The following is a 14,687-nucleotide window of genomic DNA, read 5'->3' as shown; positions in this document are numbered from 1 at the left end:
AGGATCGGCGGCGAACGCGCAGGAATTCGTGGCGTCCGCAAGGTCGATCCTGCTGGCCCCCGCGCCTTCCGACCGTGGCCGCGCGAGCACGGAAACGAGCGCGCCACGCAGCGCGCCTCGCCGGGGTCGTCGTTGATTCTTTGTCCTCGCCGCCGGCGGCCATCTAAACTCCCGGGGCCGTGCGATCGATCCACCCGGGCTCAAAACTGCGGCGGCCCCCGAACCTGCCTTGAAATGAGGCGATTCTCATGTCCGAATTGTCGTCCAGGAGCGCGAGCCAAGATCTGACGAGCGCCATCAGGCCGGCGGCCATCGTCGTCATCTCGTTCTATATCGCGGCGCAGCTCATCAGTCAGATCGCAAGTCTCAAGATCGGCGTCGTCTTCTCGCTGGCCGTGGATATGGGGACCTTCATCTATCCCCTCACCTTCACCTTGCGGGACATGGTCCACAAGACCATCGGCAAGCGCGGCGCCCAGACGCTGATCTTTTGCGCCGGCGGGGCCAATCTCCTGATGGCCCTCTATCTCCTCTGGGCCGCGCAGGTGCCGTCTGACCCGTCCTGGGGGCTCGGCGAGCAGTTCTCGGCGATCCTGAGCCCGGTGTGGCGAATCGTGTTCGCGAGCATCGTCGCGGAGGTCGTGAGCGAGCTGCTGGATACCGAAATTTTCCACCGGGTTCGCGAGGCCTATCTGAGAAAAGCGGGGCCCAGGCGCCAGTGGCTCGCGGTCCTCGCGAGCAACGCGGTCAGCGTCCCGGTCGACAACCTGCTGTTTTGCTTCGGCGCCTTCGCCTTCGTGCTGCCGTTCGAGGTGATCCGGCAGATCTTCGCCATCAACCTGGCGACCAAATTCGCCATGACCCTGATAAGCCTGCCGGGCATCTATCTCGTGCCCGACAAGAAGAGCGAGGGCGCCCCCGGGCTTCAGGCATAGCCCGCTGCTCAGGGCTTGCAGTAATCTTTGGCCGTCTGGACGGCGGCGACGGTGACCTTCACCGCCCTCGCGCCGCCGGAGATGACGTACTCGGACGCCCCGTAGATGTCCGCGCCCGGCGCCCAGTTGTACGAGTAGCCCAGCCTGGTCCAGGGGAAGCCCGTGGGCGTCTGACCCTTCTCCGGCACTTGCCACGACGACATCGCATGGTTCGTGAACCACCTGTAATAATCGGCCGGCGCCAGCTTGGGCTGCTTTTCAGGCAGCGTCGTCCCGTTGCAGGAGTCGGTGTCGACGCGGGCGTCCGTGCACGGGCGGAAGATGCTCGCGGCCGGCACCCCCGAGAACGTGACGAACTGCCGCTCCGTCGTGTCCGCGGGGAGCGGCGGCTGCGGGGCTGACAGGCCGAGGAGCTGGTGGATCTGGAGCACCACATCGCCTGTCCACGTCTTGCACTTGTTCTGGAGCTCGCCGTTGCTCGTGACCCACACGTCCCACTTCACGTTCACGGGCTGCTGCGCCACGTAGGCGCCGCACTTGTTCGGTCCGCCGTCGCCCCGGCAGCCGGCCCAGGTGGTCACGGTGTAGGTGCCGTTCGCGTCGGGCTTGAGCGGCACGAGCTTGCGCGCGGCAGAGGGCGTGACGACGGCGGACTTGAAGATCGCCTCGCTGTAGAGCGCATCGAGATCCACCAGCGCGGGGGCCGCCGGGCCGGGCGCGGCTGTCGCCGGCGCGGTGGCGGCTGTCGCCGATGCGGTCGCGGGTGGAGCGGGGCTCGCCGCAGGGGCCGCGGGCTCCGGGCTGGGTGATGGGGCGGCGGCCGCTGCGGGAGGCCGAGCCCCCGACTCCGCGACGCACGCTCCGAGCGGGAGCAGGAACAGGCTTGTCATGGCCGCCGTCGCGGCGCGTGAGGATCGGATCATCTTCGCGGCTTCTCCTTGGTTGCCGGACAACACTATCCGACCTGCGGCGCCGGCTACAGCCCCACGCTCTTCAGGACCGATGATCGAGGGCGGCGCGGTCGGATGCTCTCGACGCGTGCAAAGCCGGCACGGCCGTGCCACGTTAGGCGCCAGCCACGCAGAGCTCGATGCTGAGGCCCCCGCGCACAACAGGCCACGTCCTCACCCTGATGCTCCTCCTCGTGGTCGCGCCGGCCCAGGTCGAGGCGGGTGATGGCGCGCCAATCCCCCCGGCCACGGTCGCGCCAGGCGAGGCGCCAGCGACCGCGGCACCACCCACCAAGGATGTCTCCACCGGGCGCCGCGCCGTCGCCGCGGCCGGCGCGGTGTTCCCCGGGGTCATCGCCCACGGCACCGGCACCTGATCCTGGGTGAGCCGGGCACGGGCTGGACCCTCCTGGCGCTCGAGGGCGCGGGCGCCGGCCTCGCCGTGGGCGGGCTCGTGGGCGCGGCGGCCTCGGGGGCCTCGCGGCGCGTCATCGCGCCGATCGTGCTCACCACCGTGACGGGTGTGGGCCTGTTCGGGATCTCCCTTCTTGCGGACCTCTATGGCGTGCTCGCCCCGGAGGGCGGCACCGGCAGCCCTCCTTCGTCGCTGCCCTGGGTCGAGACGCAGATCGGATTCGCCTACGTCCACGACCCCACGTTCGCGTACCGCACGTTCCTCGTGCCGGGCATGGATCTGCGCCTGAGCTCCCTCCGCCTCTCGGGCTCCGGGTGGTTTGCCTTGAACGACGACAATGCGCGCCTCCGCGTCGAGGCCGCGCATCGCTTCATCGGCCCCGGCACGCCGGACGGCCCGCGCGCGGCGGACGGCTCGTTCCTCGAGATCGAGGGCGCGCTCACCCATCAGCGCTACACCTCCGACGACTTCTCGATCACCACCGGCGAGGTCAGCCTCGAGGGCCGGCTCGATCTCGCCCACCTCGGGCGCACGCTGCGGGGCTCGTTCGCGGAGATGGGCTGGGGGATCGCGGTCGAGGGCTACCGCCACGGCCGCCGCCCGCTCGAGGGGAACGAGCTCTTGATTCCCCGCTTCGCCTTCGGCGCGTACGTCGGGCACGCGGGGTATCCGCGCGGCGAGGCCAAGGTGGTTTACGATCACCGGCACGACGGGTATGTCGGCGGCGCGAAGCTCCCGGGCCTCGGCAGCGGCGTCCCGGGCCATTTCGGCCTGGAGGGCCGGCTCCATGCCTCGCCCCGCTGGGGCCTGCTCGCCGAGGTGAAGGCGGGCTCCGCGTACGTCGGGCGCCTCGCGCTGCTCTTCCGCCCTGGAGACTCGCCATGATCCTGAGAGACGCTCTCCTCGCGCTCGTCGCCCTCACCGCGCCGCTCTCCCTCTCCTGTCTGGACGTGGCCGAGGGCCGCGCGCGCCGCGACCTGGAGGTGGGAAAGGCCTCACGGGGAAAGGCGCGCGTCGCCGTGGACGAGGGGCTCGCGGCGATCCGCCGCCTCGACGCGGGCGAGCTCGTGCTCTGGGCGAGCGCGCCCGCGCTCTCGATCCGCCTCACCGACGAGGCGGGCGGGCCGTGGAAGATCACGATCGAGAACATGCTCGCCGACGCCGAGCTCTCGGCGCGCGTCGAGGACAAGAGCGTGCCCGTGGAGCTCGTCGAGGCGCCATTTCCGACCCAGCGCACCTTCCGCCTCTCCCTGCCGCCCGGCGCCGAGGCGACCCTCTCGCTGCGCCCGCCGGACGAGGCGCGGCGCGAGCCGTGGCGGTTCGCGGTCTTCGCCGACGTCCAGGAGGACATCGACCGCGTTCAGGACATCTACGCGAAGATGAACGAGGCGGAGGGCGTCCGCTTCGCGCTCATCAGCGGCGATCTCACGTCGCGGGGCTCGCCCGAGCAACTCGAGCGATTCCAGCGCGAGATGAAGACGCTCCGTATTCCCTGCTATGCGACGCTCGGCAACCACGAGCTCGGCACGCGGGACGACCTCTACCACGAGTGGTTTGGCCGCGGGAATTACCGCTTCGCGTTCCGAAGCGTGCAGTTCACGATGCTCGACTCGGCGAGCGCGACGATCGATCCGCTCGCCTACGGGTGGCTCGACGGCTGGCTCACCGAGGGGCAGGATCTCCTGCACGTGGTCACGATGCACCTCGCGCCCCTCGACCCGGTGGGCTCCCGCAACGGCGCATTCGCGAGCCGCGCCGAGGCGAACAAGCTCCTCACGATGCTCGCGGGCGGGCGCGTGGATCTCACGTTCTACGGCCACATCCACTCGTTCTATGCGTTCGAGAACGCGGGGATCCCCGCGTACATCTCGGGCGGCGGCGGCGCGATCCCCGAGCGGCTCGACGGCATCGGGCGCCATTTCGTGACGGTCGACGTCGAGCCCCCCGGCAAGATTGCGCAGGTCGCCGTGGTTCGCGTGGATTGAACCGAATCTGAACCGGATCGCTTCGCTGTCCGAGCCGATCGTCATCACACGCGACCTTCGCGCTGGCCCTCCGGGTCGTCCGCCCTCGTCGCGCCGCGGTCGTAGCCCTCGTCCGTCAGCCCCTTGCGGTAGCCGAGATCGATGAGCCAGCGCAGGAGCCTCGGGAAAGCGCCGGCGCCGCTGCCGAGGAGGCGAATCATCGCCGCCTTCGCGCCGCCCCCCTTGTTGAGCGCAAGATGCTGAGTCGCCAGCGCCATCAGATCGGGGACGGCGCCCGCGTCGACGTCGACGTCGGCGGAGCGTTGCCAGATCTTCGACCGCTGAAGGGCCTCGTTCGCCAGGAGCTCCGCGCGCTCCACGCGGATGACGAGCGCGGCCTGCGGTGGCTTTCCCGCGAGCGCCATGGTCGACAGGAGCGCCGGCTCGTCGGTGACGTGCGCCGTGCCGCTCACGTGGAGAACGTCGTCGCGCCCTGGAACCACGGCAGCGAGGGAGACCTTGTCGCACGTCACCACGTTGTGGAACGTATCGGTCCGCCGGTTTCCCCGGCGATCGGGGATCACGAGCGTCTCGTGGTCGAGGATCCGCAAGAAGCCCGGGAAATCTCCTCGCGGGCTCGTATCGCCCGAGCCCGCGGCGTCCCACGACGAGAGGACGGCAAAGGGGCTCGATGCGAGGAATCGAGCGACGCTCGGATCGCCGAGGGGTCCGCCTTCGCTTTCGTGGCGCGCGCCATCACGCGGCAATGGCGGCTCGACGGCGGCGGCGGCGCGAGCGCGCGGCCCCTCCCAGAGGCGGGATCGGAGGATGCTCCTCGCGCAGTGCACGAAGGCCTCTTCGACGGTGACGACGATCCGGCCGCCGCGTCGCTCGGCCACGGAGCCGTTGAGCCGAAGGGCCTCGCCGATCCCCGGCACGAGGAAGACGAAGGAGGCGCCGCTGCCGGACGCCGGCGTCGGGTGTCTCGCCGGCAGCTCGAACCGAACGCGCTTCGGCGATTCCACGTGCGCAAAGCCGCGGGCGCCTCCGACGAAGGTGCTGCGCCAGCCTCCCTGTTCGTCACGAAAACCGAAGCCGGCGATCGGAGCACTGGCGAGGACGCGCCGACATCCATCGTCCAGGGCGCCGATCTGCTTCATGCGCACGGCCGGGATCGGGGCGCCGACGATCGCCTCGATCTGCTGCGCGGTCATCACCTTCCGCATCGAAGAGCCTCCGCTTTCCTGCCCGCCGAAGAGCGGTTTCCCGGGCTCCGGCACGGCCGCCGGAGCGCGCAGAGGAACCATCGCAGCCGGCGACCTTGACCGCATTCCGAGATGAGGACATTTTGTTTCGCAATCCGGCCATGGGTTCGAAGCGAAGGAAGCGTCCCGCGTCGCCCGTGTCATCGACGGCATCGCCGGCGTCGGCCTCGCCCTCCGCCGGCTCCACCTCGAAAGGCTCGTCGGCCCCGCCCGCGTCGTCGATCGGCTCCCCCGGGTGGACCTTTCATGGCGACGTCCAGGTCGCGAACGAGCCACGCGCATCGGCGGCCGAGGCGATGGAGTCGCTCTCGCGTCGCTTCGCGCGCGAGGATCGTGGCGAGTGGCGAAGCACGCTCGCGCGGCCCGCCAACACCGTCGGCCTGAGCATGGTCACCGGCGGGCTGGAGAGCGAGTTCCACAGCCATCGCGAGTCACAGCTGTTCTTCCTCGAGCGCGGCGAGGTCACGTGCGAGGCGTCGAACGCGCTGTGGATCGTCCCGCCGCGTTCGGCGCTGTGGATCCCCGCCGGCGTGCTCCACAAGATACGAGGGCGCGCGCCGCTCGAGGGCTACGGCGTCTTCATGGAGCCAGACGTGGCTCCGAGCCTGCCGGCCGAGTGCTGCGCCGTCTCGGTCACGCCGCTCTTTCGCGAGCTGCTCGTCCGTCTCGCGGCGCGCCCCGCGCTGTACGACCTCGACGGGCCGGATGCGCGGCTCGTGGCCGTCCTGTTCGACGAGCTGGCGGCGGCGACGATCGAGAAACATCGCCTGCCGATGCCGGCCGACCAGCGCCTCCGAAAGCTGGTCGACGCGATGGCGGAGAACCCCGCCGACGGCGCGACGATGGGCACGTGGGCCCGCCGGATCGGCGTCGGCGAACGGACCCTCAACCGGCTGCTCGTCCGGGAGACCGGCCTCAGCTTCGGTCGCTGGCGCCAGCAGCTCCACATCGTCCTGGCCCTCCAGCGGCTCTCGCGCGGAGCGAGCGTGCAGAGCGTCGCCAGCGACCTCGGCTACGAGAGCGCGAGCAGCTTCGTCACCATGTTCCGCAAGGCGCTCGGCGCGTCGCCGGCGCGGTACATGGCCCGTCGTCTCGGTCGGCTAACGCTGGACCAGAGAGGTCAGCCATGACTCGATGTCCCGCGTCGGCGGGTAGCTGTCTTGCTCTCGCTCGCGATCGCCGTCGATCGACAACCTGAACATCGGGCACTCTTCCTCCGGCGGAAAGACCTTCTTCTGCACGACGAGCCCGGTCCGCCTATCGAACACGGTGGCCTCGGTCTCCTTGAACCGGATCGTCAGGTCGGAGAGCGGCTCGCCCGCGCGGTCCTTGTACCCGGTGCACGTCTTTCGGCCCTTGATCTCCGGGAGCCGGCGCGTGACGGCCACCAGATCGACGTCTTGCAGCAGGACCGCCTGGCCGAAGAGCTTCATGGAAGCCGTCTCGAGGAGGAGCACGCTGCTCAGATCGCCCTCCTGCTTCGGCTCGCCTTCGAAGACGACCGGACCATTCTTGACCCGATCGAGCACCGACAGGACGGACATGGCGGCGTCGGCCTGGCGCAGCTCGATGGAAGCTGCCTGTCCGGAGGGGAGCTCGATCTCGAGCTTCCCTTTGGGCCCTAGCAGGGGATCGCGGTACCTGGCGACAGGAACCTTTCCGAGCTGGCCCTCGACATTATCGAGCTTGATGATGTCATAGATATTGCTCTCGATGCGCCCGCTCTTCTCCCCGACCTTCCACCGGGTGCCTTCGGGGAAGCCGTGGAAGGTGATCTGGTAAGTGCCCTCGAAGATGGCGACGTCGCCGTGGAGCGTTTCGTCGGATTTGACGACGAATTTGCGCTCGTTCGACCACTCCAGCTCGAGCGGGCCGCGGAACGTCTTGGCGACCCGCGCGCCCCGCGGGGCGAGCACGGCGATGCTCACGAGCACGGCGATCGCGATGGCGACCCCGAGGAGGATCGCCGCGGACGTGCGTCTCGGCACCACAGCGGGGCGAGGCGCGGCGACGGGCGGGCCGGGCGGGACTGCGCGCTGCAGCGCTGGGCGCTGCAGCTCGTTGTGTGTTCCGCAGTAGCGGCACACGATCGTGCGGCTGCCCGGCGGGGCCTCCAGCGGCGCGATGCATCGCTGGCAGTGGTAAACGTTGACGGGGCTCATCGGCTGCAAGCTCCCCCAGGAACGCGAGGGCACGTGGACACTCCACGCGCGGGTCCCACGCTGGAGCTGAAAAGTGAACGAGTGAAGCTGAAGCTGAGGCTGAAGCTGAAGCTGAAGCTGAAGCTGAAGCTGAAGCTGAAGCTGAAACTGAAACTGAAGCTGAAACTGAAACCGACGGGAACGAGCCCGTCGACGATCCCTACATCATCGCCTCTTCCTCGCCCAGGCTTCCCGCTGTTCTGCCTTGACAAATGAACAGTATCGCGCAAAAGTTCGACCTGGCGTGTGTCCACCTTGACAGGTGAGCAGTACTGCGCAAAAGTTCGACCGGGTACGCCTGCGCCCGCACGGAAAAGAGGAGATGACGATGCCCATGATCGGACGACAGTGCACGCGCGACGGCAGGACGGTCTGCCTTCGGATGAGTCAGACCGGGCTACCGGTGAATCAAGAGGAGCGCGGGCTCACGCTCGTGTACGGGTGGGGGAGCGAAGAGCGCCGCGCGCAGGGGATTCCCGCGTCGATCCAGGGAATCGAGCTCCGCACCGACGCGGGCAAGGTCCTCGCGTTCGACTTCTGCCCGTTCTGCGGCGAGAAGCTCGCGGGGAGCACGAACAGCGTCCGAGCGCCCGTCGCGCGGCGCGCCGCTCCGGAAGGCGCCCGCGCCGAGCAGCCGGCGGCGGTCGAGCGCGCACAGCGGCCCGGGCGCGCGGTCGAGGCCGTGCCTCCCACCCCTCCGAGCGCACCAGCGCGCGCGCAAGGGGCGGCGGACTCGACGACGCTCAAGGTGCTTCGCGAGAAGCTCGGGCTCTCGCAGGCCGAGCTCGGCGAGAAGCTCGGCCTCGCGCGCAGCTCGGTCGCCAACTACGAAAACGGGCGGTCACCGCTGTCGCAGCGGCTCCGCAAGTGGGTCGCAAAGCACGAAGCGAAGCTCAACGACGGCGGAAACGGTGCCTCTGGCCGCCGGAGCGCGGCCGCCTAGAGCGACGGTCACCCGCTTCGGATACGGGCCCACCTCGACGTTTTCGGTGCTCAGCGCACGGGAGTGCGCTTGCGCGCCGAAAACGCCGATCTGGGCCCGTCTCCTGTGCGGGTGACCGTCGCTCTGCTCTGCTCTGCTCTGCACGTCGCAGAGGTGGGCGGGAACCGCTGTGGATTGACGAGGGGGAGCGGCCGGAGGCCGTCGCCCGCGCCGCCGGGACGCGCGGGCGCACTCGTCGCGACAAGCGCCTTGTTCGGGGGTAGAGTGGCCGCTTCGAGGTCGTCGTCCCCTCGGACTCGATCACGATCGAGGTCCCCCTCGCGGTGCCGTGCGGTTCACGCTGGGCGCCTCGCTCGTCGCCGCGCTCCTCAACGTCATCGTCGGCCTGCTCATCGCGTGGGTGCTCGGTCGGTATACGTTCCCGTTCGCGCGCGTGATCGACCTGCCCTTCGCGCTGCCCACGGCCGTGGCTGGCATCGCGCTTTCCCGTTCGTCGCGCGAGAGCTCATCCCGCTGATGCAGGCCCAGCGGACCGAGGACGAGCAGGTCACCCGCGTCCTCGGCGCGAACGGATGGCAGATCTTCTGGCGCGTCACGCTGCCCAACATCCGCTGGGGCCTCCTGTATGGCGTCATCCTGTGCACCGCCAGGGCGATGGGCGAGTTCGGCGCCGTGTACGTGGTCTCGTCGGGCTCGTCCGATCAGGTGACGCCGCCGCTCCACGTGGAGCGCGTCTACTACGCCAACATGGTCCGCGTGGTGCCCGCGTTCGCCGTCGCCAGCCTCCTCGCCGGCGTGTCGGTGATCACGCTGGGCGTGAAGGCGGCTGTGGAGTGGCGGTTCAAGGGCGAGCTGAAGAAGACGGACCGCGGCTAGCGGTCCCGGCGCCGGCGAGGCCCGTCCACCAGCCGTTCGAGAGGGCGAGCGCGATCCAGCCCTGCAGATTGGCCCGCAGCTGCGCTGCTTCCGCCGTCGTGCAGCCCTGCTCGACGGCGGCAAGGGCCTGCCCGAACGAGAGCTCCCGGCTGCGCTCGAGCAGGCGGGCGAACAGCGGATCCACCGAGGTCGTGGTCGTGCCGGCGGCGCTCCGGGCGAAGACCCACGCGCGGGTGGACGCGTGGCGATGCCTCGCGTCCAGGGGGCGCTCTTCCAGATCGCCCAGATCGCCCCCCGCGAGCCGCGAGAAGCGCGCGAGATCCCAGTCCTCGTGGGTGAGCGTGAAGGACACCGCGAAGCGCAGCCGCGTCTCGGCGAGCCCGGCGAGCTCCTCGGGCGTCGGCCGCCAGAGGCCCTCGAACGGCGACTCGAAGGCGCGCCGCTCCGCCTCGTCCATGCTTAGAGCCTGGCGGACCATCGCGATCGGCGCCCTGGAGAGCTCGATCCGCCGGCGCCACGCGTCCTCGTGCCCGCGCGCCGGGCGCCCTGGCTGGTGGCCGCTGCGCGCGCCGTCAGGGCCGCGCAGCGCGCCGCGGAGCCGCTCGGCGAACCCGCTGGACGCCGAGTCGAGGTCCGCGTGCCGGGGCGGGCACGCGGCGAGGTGCAGCGCGGCCAGGTGGTTGAAGTGCCAATAGCTCATCGCCCGCGACACGCGGGGAAAGCTCGTTTGCAGCGCGGTGAACAGCCGCATCCAGTACTGACGGTGATAGACCGCGAGCCGCTCCGCCGGCGCGAGGCTCCCCGGCCCGACCTTCACCTGCGCCACGAGCCCCGCGGGATACCGCTCCTGCCGCTCCCGGAACCTGCCTGCGCTCGCGTCGAGCGGCGCGCGGAGGACGGCGGTGAAGTCGCGCTGGAGCTCCCGCAGCCAGCCCGGAGGATCTCCACCTCTCGGGCTCATGACGATCGCACCTGCCGCGCCTTGTCGAGCTCCGCGAGCGCCACGTGCAAGGGCGGGATCTCCGCGTCCCACTCGAGGAGCGTCGGGAAAGGGCCGCCCCGGCGCCACGCCTCCTCGTAGAGCGACCATACCTCGTCGCACACCGGGCGATCGTGGGTGTCGTGCCGCAGGCCCGAGGGCAAGATCTGGTGGCCGGCCACGTGGACCTGCAAGACCCGATGCCAGGGCACGCCGTCCAGGTACTCGCGCGGATTGAACCCGTGGTTCTCGCTGGAGACGAAGACGTTGTTGATGTCCAGCATGCACCAGCAGCCGGACTCCTCCACCACGCGGCGATAGAACTCCCACTCAGGCATCGTGTCGCGCTCCCACGCGACGTAGGAAGACAGGTTCTCGATCCCGAAGGGCACACCGAGGGCCTCCTGGACCTCGAACGCCCGGCCGGCGGCGTACGGGATCAGCTCCGGATCGTACGGCGCCGGCAGGAGGTCGTGGTGCGTCACGCCCTCGAACGCCGTCCAGCAGAGGTGATCCGTGAAATAGGGGATCCGGAGCTCCTGGATCAGATCCTTGAGCCGCGACAGGTGATCCCGGTCGAGGGGGGCCTCGCCGAGCAGGTTCAGCGAGACGCCGTGGGCGACGATCGGGTAGCGCTCGGCGATGCGCCGGAGCCGCTCCCGGGGCAGCGGCGACGCGCCAAGGTAGTTCTCCGCGATGATCTCGAAGAACCCCAGCGGGGGCCGGAGCTGCTCGATCGCGTCGTAGTGCGGCGGGCGCAGCCCGAGGCCGAGCGCGCCTCGCGGGAGCGCCCGCGCCACGGGCGCCTGGCTGCCGGCCGGGCCTCGCGGCGCGCTCATCGGTCGCTCAGGGGCTCGGCTCGATAGGGTCGGCCGGCGCCAGCGGGTCGAAGCTCTTGCCCTCGGGCGTCAGGGTGCGCAGGTAGGCGATCAGCCGATCGATCTCGGCGAGCGAGAGCAGGTGGTAGGCGCCGGGCATGTTCGAGTAGGCGTAGCCTTCGGGGTGGACGCCGTCGATCCCGAACGCGATGATGGACTGCAGGTAGAGATCCGAGCGGCGCTCCCAGAACTCGGCGACGTAAGTGGCCATGTCCTCGGTGGGCCGCACCTTCACGCCGAACGAGCCCGCGGAGCCGGAGTGGCAGTGGTCGCACGTCGCCGCCTTGAACGCCGCGGGGCCGTCTCGATCCTGATCCTCGGCGGTCTCCACGCAGCTCCAGCCCGAGCATCCGTTCATGGCGCGGCAAGTATGCTCGTAAAGCTCGTTCCAGGACTGGTAGACCATGCCGCGGCAGCTGTTCGAGTGGCTGCAGGACGAGTTGATCTGGACCACGCCGGGGCGCGCGGGACCCGTCAGCGACGCGGACCTGGCGCACGCCGCGGCGAACTCGGCGAGCGAGATCTGGCCGTCGCCGTCCTCGTCCATGAGGTCGATCGCGTCCACCAGGTCGGGCTCCGGGCCGCCGTTCCACACGAGCGTCTTGACCGGCGCGTCGGCCTCGTCGCAGTTGGAGTCGACGCCATCGAGATTCCGCTCCTCGGCGTCGGGGTGGACTGTGTTGTTGAAGTCGTCGCAGTCGCCTTCGCGCGGGGTGAAGCCGTCCCTGTCGTGGTCACTGTCCTCGTCATCCACGGGCTCGCCGCCGCCCGCGCCAGAGCCGGTCACGGCGGGCTCCTCGCCGCCGGAGCCGCCGGCCCCGGCGGGAGACTCGCCGCCGCCGCCGCCGGTCCCAGCCGGCGTCACCGCTTCGTCGTCGCCGCAGCCTGGAGCAAAGGCGGCGAAGCTGGCGAGCGCCAGCGCAAGCAACGTGGATCTCGGCGATTGGGTCATGGTGGTCGTCCTGCCTCCGAAGGAACGCGCAGGGCCCTCTTGCTGGCTGCCCGGCGCACGACCTGTGGCACGGCCGCTGTGCGCGGAATATGCGGCAAGTTGTCGCGGGCCCGTCGTCGACCGGACGGATCGTCGCTGCACAGGCTCGCGTCCCTCGTGGCTCCCGCGTCCGCGCCGCGGGGAAGGGGCATCGCGCCTACGGCCGGTCCGCGGGGCTCGCCGCCCGCGCCGGTGTCGCGCCGACGGTGAGATAACCCATCAGCGCGTCGGTGATCGCCCGCCGGAGCGCGCCGTCCTCGACGCCCGCGGGCGGATCGAGGGCCGCTGCGTGGACGAGCTCCTCGAACATGCGCAGGACAACGTAGGTGGCGAGATCGAGATCCGGCTGGACGATCTCCGCGCCGTGGCGCGACAGCAGCCGCCGGGTGCAATCGAAGACAGCCCGGCTGGCCGCGCTCAGCGTGCGCTGTTGCTCCAGCGTCGGGAGATCGGCGTGAAGGAGCCGTTGCAACCGCGGCTCCGACCGGTGAAGCTCGAGGCTCCTCTCGACGAGCGCCTCCGTCGCTCCGCGCAGCGAGACGCCGTCGGCCGCCGCGTCCACCTGCTCGACGAGCCGCAGCATGTGGCGCACGTGGCGCTCGTGCAGCGCGGTGACGAGGGCGTCCTTGTTCGGGAAGTACTGGTACACCGACCCGACGCTCACCCCTGCGACCTTGGCGACCTGGTTCGTGTTCGCCCCGTCGTAGCCGTGCGCGTCGAAAACGCGAGCCGCGGCCTCGACGATGGTCTCCACGAGGAAGCGCGAGCGCGCCTGGCGAGGCTCTTTGCGCGGCTTTTCTGGGCGCTTCATCGTCTCTCCCGAACGCGAGTCTCCGCGTTTTGCCCTGTCGCTAGACTGGTGGGGCATGATCACCTCGAACGCACCCTCGCGCAATCTGCTCCCGCCGGTCCTGCTCCTCCTCGTGGTGGCGGTCATGTGGCTGACTCACGCCGTCCTGCCGTTCCCGCCGGTGCTCCCGGCGTCGACTCGCTGGCTCGGCGCCTTGTCGCTGGCGATCGGCGTCGTCATGGCGGTCGCGGCTCGGGCGCAGTTCGCGCGGGCCGCGACGGAGATCAACACCTTTGCCGAGCCCACGCGGCTCGTGACCGGCGGGCTGTTCCGGTGGTCCAGGAATCCGATGTACCTCGGGATGGGCCTTGCGGCCGCGGGCATGGCGGCGCTGAGCGGCGCGGCGACGTCGCTCCTGCTCGCGGCGGTCTTCGTCGCGATCGTCGACCGCTGGTACATCGCGTTCGAGGAGCGGCGGCTGCGCGCCCGGTTCGGCGCTGCCTACGAGACCTACGCCCGGTCGACGCGGCGCTGGGTCTGACGGCGCGCGCCGGCGGAGCCGCCGTCCATCGCCGCTCGCAGGAACGCGGCGCCGGATTTGTACGCAGTGGCCGAATAGAAGGAAGCAGAAGAGGTTGCGAGCGCAGAAAGAACGAGGCGAGTATCGCCGGATGACAGGCATGCTTCGCGATGGGCTGTGGATCGGTTGTGCAGCAGCCGCGGTGCTCACGGTGGCACCGGCGAGCGCCATGCAGCCCGCGTCCGGGGCCTCGCCTGCGCCCGCTGCGCCGCCGAGCGGTCCGGCCGCCGCGCCGCCTGCGCCGGCTCCGGGCGGCGCCGCGGCAGCGCCCCTTCAGCCGCCGACGGCGCCAGGCGACGAAGGCGCGCCACCAGCCGGGGTTGCGCCGACCGGAGCTCCTCAGGCGCCCGCGCGGTGGACGACGAGCCCGGGTCCCTGGCAGCCCGGGAGCGCTCCTGGTCGTGAGCGATCCGAGCCGAAGCGCAGCTGGTACGGCTGGCAGCACCTCCTCGTGCTCAGCGGGACCGTTGTGCTCTGGCCCCTCGCTGCCACCACGGAGAACGAGGTGTTCGGCTTGATGGCCGCCGGCTCCGTCGCGCTCGGCGGCCCGGTCACCCACTGGGCCAACGGCCACCTCGGCATGGGCTTCGTCAGCCTCGGCCTCAACGCCGGCTGCACGCTCGGCGGCGGCCTGATCGGCGCGGCCATCGGCAGCGCCTCGGACGCCAGCGACTGGGGCGGGCTCGCGGGCCTGTTTATCGGCGGCGGCCTCGGGCTGATCACGGCCAACATCATCGACGTCGCGCTCCTCGAGTACGAGGAGCAGCCCACGGCGGCCGAGACCTACGAGTACATCCGCCTCCGCCCGCCGCGGCTCCGGCTGGCGCCGCACGTCGCCCTCGCGCAGGGCGGCACCACCTTCGGCCTCCGCGGCGCCTTCTGAGGAGGCGCCGCCGGCCGCGCGCCTCGGGCGGCGCTTC

Annotated in this window: 18 protein-coding genes; 11 read left to right on the top strand and 7 right to left on the bottom strand. The window is 70.5% G+C overall.

Features of this window, described 5'->3' with window-relative positions; all coding sequences use genetic code 11:
• The first annotated feature begins 248 nt into the window (after window positions 1-248).
• Window positions 249-935, top strand: coding sequence for a queuosine precursor transporter (locus tag WMF11_RS43190; protein WP_437974902.1), 687 nt, complete (start codon window positions 249-251; stop codon window positions 933-935).
• A gap of 8 nt (window positions 936-943) precedes the next feature.
• Here WMF11_RS43190 and WMF11_RS43185 read toward each other — a convergent pair whose 3' ends face one another.
• Entirely contained in the window at window positions 944-1,858 is a 915-nt protein-coding gene (locus WMF11_RS43185) for a hypothetical protein (RefSeq protein ID WP_437974901.1), read from the bottom strand.
• A 167-nt stretch (window positions 1,859-2,025) separates the two neighbouring features.
• Between WMF11_RS43185 and WMF11_RS43180 the strand changes: the two genes are divergently transcribed.
• The 3 genes from WMF11_RS43180 (at window position 2,026) to WMF11_RS43170 (ending at window position 4,285) form a co-directional block, all read left to right on the top strand.
• Window positions 2,026-2,262, top strand: coding sequence for a hypothetical protein (locus WMF11_RS43180; protein WP_437974900.1), 237 nt, complete (start codon window positions 2,026-2,028; stop codon window positions 2,260-2,262).
• A gap of 65 nt (window positions 2,263-2,327) precedes the next feature.
• Entirely contained in the window at window positions 2,328-3,185 is an 858-nt protein-coding gene (locus WMF11_RS43175; protein WP_437974899.1) for a hypothetical protein, read from the top strand.
• Window positions 3,182-4,285, top strand: a complete 1,104-nt coding sequence (locus WMF11_RS43170) for a metallophosphoesterase family protein (RefSeq protein ID WP_437904909.1) — start codon at window positions 3,182-3,184, stop codon at window positions 4,283-4,285. Before WMF11_RS43175 ends, WMF11_RS43170 begins: the two co-directional genes overlap by 4 nt.
• A gap of 44 nt (window positions 4,286-4,329) precedes the next feature.
• On the opposite strand, the gene WMF11_RS43165 is transcribed toward WMF11_RS43170, so the two are convergent.
• On the bottom strand, window positions 4,330-5,673 hold the full coding sequence (locus WMF11_RS43165; RefSeq protein WP_437974898.1) for a pyridoxamine 5'-phosphate oxidase family protein: 1,344 nt from the start codon (window positions 5,671-5,673) through the stop codon (window positions 4,330-4,332).
• A gap of 152 nt (window positions 5,674-5,825) precedes the next feature.
• Between WMF11_RS43165 and WMF11_RS43160 the strand changes: the two genes are divergently transcribed.
• On the top strand, window positions 5,826-6,659 hold the full coding sequence (locus WMF11_RS43160) for an AraC family transcriptional regulator (protein WP_437979391.1): 834 nt from the start codon (window positions 5,826-5,828) through the stop codon (window positions 6,657-6,659).
• Here WMF11_RS43160 and WMF11_RS43155 read toward each other — a convergent pair.
• Entirely contained in the window at window positions 6,630-7,691 is a 1,062-nt protein-coding gene (locus WMF11_RS43155; RefSeq protein WP_437904906.1) for a hypothetical protein, read from the bottom strand. The genes WMF11_RS43160 and WMF11_RS43155 overlap by 30 nt on opposite strands.
• Before the next feature lie 81 nt (window positions 7,692-7,772).
• On the opposite strand from WMF11_RS43155, the gene WMF11_RS43150 reads away from it, so the two are divergent.
• From WMF11_RS43150 to WMF11_RS43135, 4 genes are all read left to right on the top strand, one after another.
• Entirely contained in the window at window positions 7,773-7,946 is a 174-nt protein-coding gene (locus WMF11_RS43150; protein ID WP_437974897.1) for a hypothetical protein, read from the top strand.
• Window positions 7,947-8,058: 112 nt separating this feature from the next.
• The gene (locus tag WMF11_RS43145; RefSeq protein ID WP_437546053.1) at window positions 8,059-8,673 is read left to right on the top strand and encodes a helix-turn-helix domain-containing protein; all 615 of its coding nucleotides are present in this window, start codon (window positions 8,059-8,061) and stop codon (window positions 8,671-8,673) included.
• A gap of 328 nt (window positions 8,674-9,001) precedes the next feature.
• Window positions 9,002-9,190, top strand: coding sequence for a hypothetical protein (locus tag WMF11_RS43140; RefSeq protein WP_437904903.1), 189 nt, complete (start codon window positions 9,002-9,004; stop codon window positions 9,188-9,190).
• Entirely contained in the window at window positions 9,190-9,549 is a 360-nt protein-coding gene (locus tag WMF11_RS43135) for an ABC transporter permease subunit (RefSeq protein WP_437974896.1), read from the top strand. Before WMF11_RS43140 ends, WMF11_RS43135 begins: the two co-directional genes overlap by 1 nt.
• Here WMF11_RS43135 and WMF11_RS43130 read toward each other — a convergent pair.
• The 4 genes from WMF11_RS43130 to WMF11_RS43115 all read right to left on the bottom strand — a co-directional run bounded on the left by WMF11_RS43130 (window position 9,515) and on the right by WMF11_RS43115 (window position 13,208).
• Window positions 9,515-10,510 carry an HvfC/BufC N-terminal domain-containing protein gene (locus tag WMF11_RS43130; protein ID WP_437974895.1) on the bottom strand — a complete coding sequence of 332 codons (996 nt, stop codon included), beginning with the start codon at window positions 10,508-10,510 and terminating at the stop codon, window positions 9,515-9,517. The two genes, WMF11_RS43135 and WMF11_RS43130, sit on opposite strands and share 35 nt — an antisense overlap.
• Entirely contained in the window at window positions 10,507-11,367 is an 861-nt protein-coding gene (locus tag WMF11_RS43125) for a DUF692 domain-containing protein (RefSeq protein WP_437904900.1), read from the bottom strand. Before WMF11_RS43125 ends, WMF11_RS43130 begins: the two co-directional genes overlap by 4 nt.
• 7 nt (window positions 11,368-11,374) lie before the next feature.
• Window positions 11,375-12,358 (bottom strand): MopE-related protein, encoded by a 984-nt coding sequence (locus WMF11_RS43120; RefSeq protein ID WP_437974894.1) that lies wholly within the window; start codon window positions 12,356-12,358, stop codon window positions 11,375-11,377.
• A 196-nt stretch (window positions 12,359-12,554) separates the two neighbouring features.
• Window positions 12,555-13,208 carry a TetR/AcrR family transcriptional regulator gene (locus WMF11_RS43115; RefSeq protein WP_437546040.1) on the bottom strand — a complete coding sequence of 218 codons (654 nt, stop codon included), beginning with the start codon at window positions 13,206-13,208 and terminating at the stop codon, window positions 12,555-12,557.
• Between the two features lie 55 nt (window positions 13,209-13,263).
• Here WMF11_RS43115 and WMF11_RS43110 point away from each other — a divergent pair, with 55 nt between their 5' ends.
• The gene (locus WMF11_RS43110) at window positions 13,264-13,728 is read left to right on the top strand and encodes a methyltransferase family protein (protein ID WP_437974893.1); all 465 of its coding nucleotides are present in this window, start codon (window positions 13,264-13,266) and stop codon (window positions 13,726-13,728) included.
• 130 nt (window positions 13,729-13,858) lie between these two features.
• Window positions 13,859-14,650, top strand: coding sequence for a hypothetical protein (locus tag WMF11_RS43105; RefSeq protein ID WP_437974892.1), 792 nt, complete (start codon window positions 13,859-13,861; stop codon window positions 14,648-14,650).
• Window positions 14,651-14,687 lie beyond the last annotated feature (37 nt).

Source organism: Sorangium sp. So ce295 (assembly GCF_051527405.1).
Lineage (GTDB): Bacteria > Myxococcota_A > Polyangia > Polyangiales > Polyangiaceae > Sorangium > Sorangium cellulosum_B.
Note: the sequence above shows the minus strand (reverse complement) of the source record. Positions and strands in the feature narration are given on the sequence as shown.

Coding starts and splice junctions, on each gene's coding strand:
- WMF11_RS43190 (WP_437974902.1), top strand. CDS start 249: ATGTCCGAATTGTCGTCCAGGAGCGCGAGCCAAGATCTGACGAGCGCC.
- WMF11_RS43185 (WP_437974901.1), bottom strand. CDS start 1,858: ATGATCCGATCCTCACGCGCCGCGACGGCGGCCATGACAAGCCTGTTC.
- WMF11_RS43180 (WP_437974900.1), top strand. CDS start 2,026: ATGCTGAGGCCCCCGCGCACAACAGGCCACGTCCTCACCCTGATGCTC.
- WMF11_RS43170 (WP_437904909.1), top strand. CDS start 3,182: ATGATCCTGAGAGACGCTCTCCTCGCGCTCGTCGCCCTCACCGCGCCG.
- WMF11_RS43165 (WP_437974898.1), bottom strand. CDS start 5,673: ATGACACGGGCGACGCGGGACGCTTCCTTCGCTTCGAACCCATGGCCG.
- WMF11_RS43160 (WP_437979391.1), top strand. CDS start 5,826: ATGGAGTCGCTCTCGCGTCGCTTCGCGCGCGAGGATCGTGGCGAGTGG.
- WMF11_RS43155 (WP_437904906.1), bottom strand. CDS start 7,691: ATGAGCCCCGTCAACGTTTACCACTGCCAGCGATGCATCGCGCCGCTG.
- WMF11_RS43145 (WP_437546053.1), top strand. CDS start 8,059: ATGCCCATGATCGGACGACAGTGCACGCGCGACGGCAGGACGGTCTGC.
- WMF11_RS43135 (WP_437974896.1), top strand. CDS start 9,190: ATGCAGGCCCAGCGGACCGAGGACGAGCAGGTCACCCGCGTCCTCGGC.
- WMF11_RS43130 (WP_437974895.1), bottom strand. CDS start 10,510: ATGAGCCCGAGAGGTGGAGATCCTCCGGGCTGGCTGCGGGAGCTCCAG.
- WMF11_RS43125 (WP_437904900.1), bottom strand. CDS start 11,367: ATGAGCGCGCCGCGAGGCCCGGCCGGCAGCCAGGCGCCCGTGGCGCGG.
- WMF11_RS43120 (WP_437974894.1), bottom strand. CDS start 12,358: ATGACCCAATCGCCGAGATCCACGTTGCTTGCGCTGGCGCTCGCCAGC.
- WMF11_RS43115 (WP_437546040.1), bottom strand. CDS start 13,208: ATGAAGCGCCCAGAAAAGCCGCGCAAAGAGCCTCGCCAGGCGCGCTCG.
- WMF11_RS43110 (WP_437974893.1), top strand. CDS start 13,264: ATGATCACCTCGAACGCACCCTCGCGCAATCTGCTCCCGCCGGTCCTG.
- WMF11_RS43105 (WP_437974892.1), top strand. CDS start 13,859: ATGACAGGCATGCTTCGCGATGGGCTGTGGATCGGTTGTGCAGCAGCC.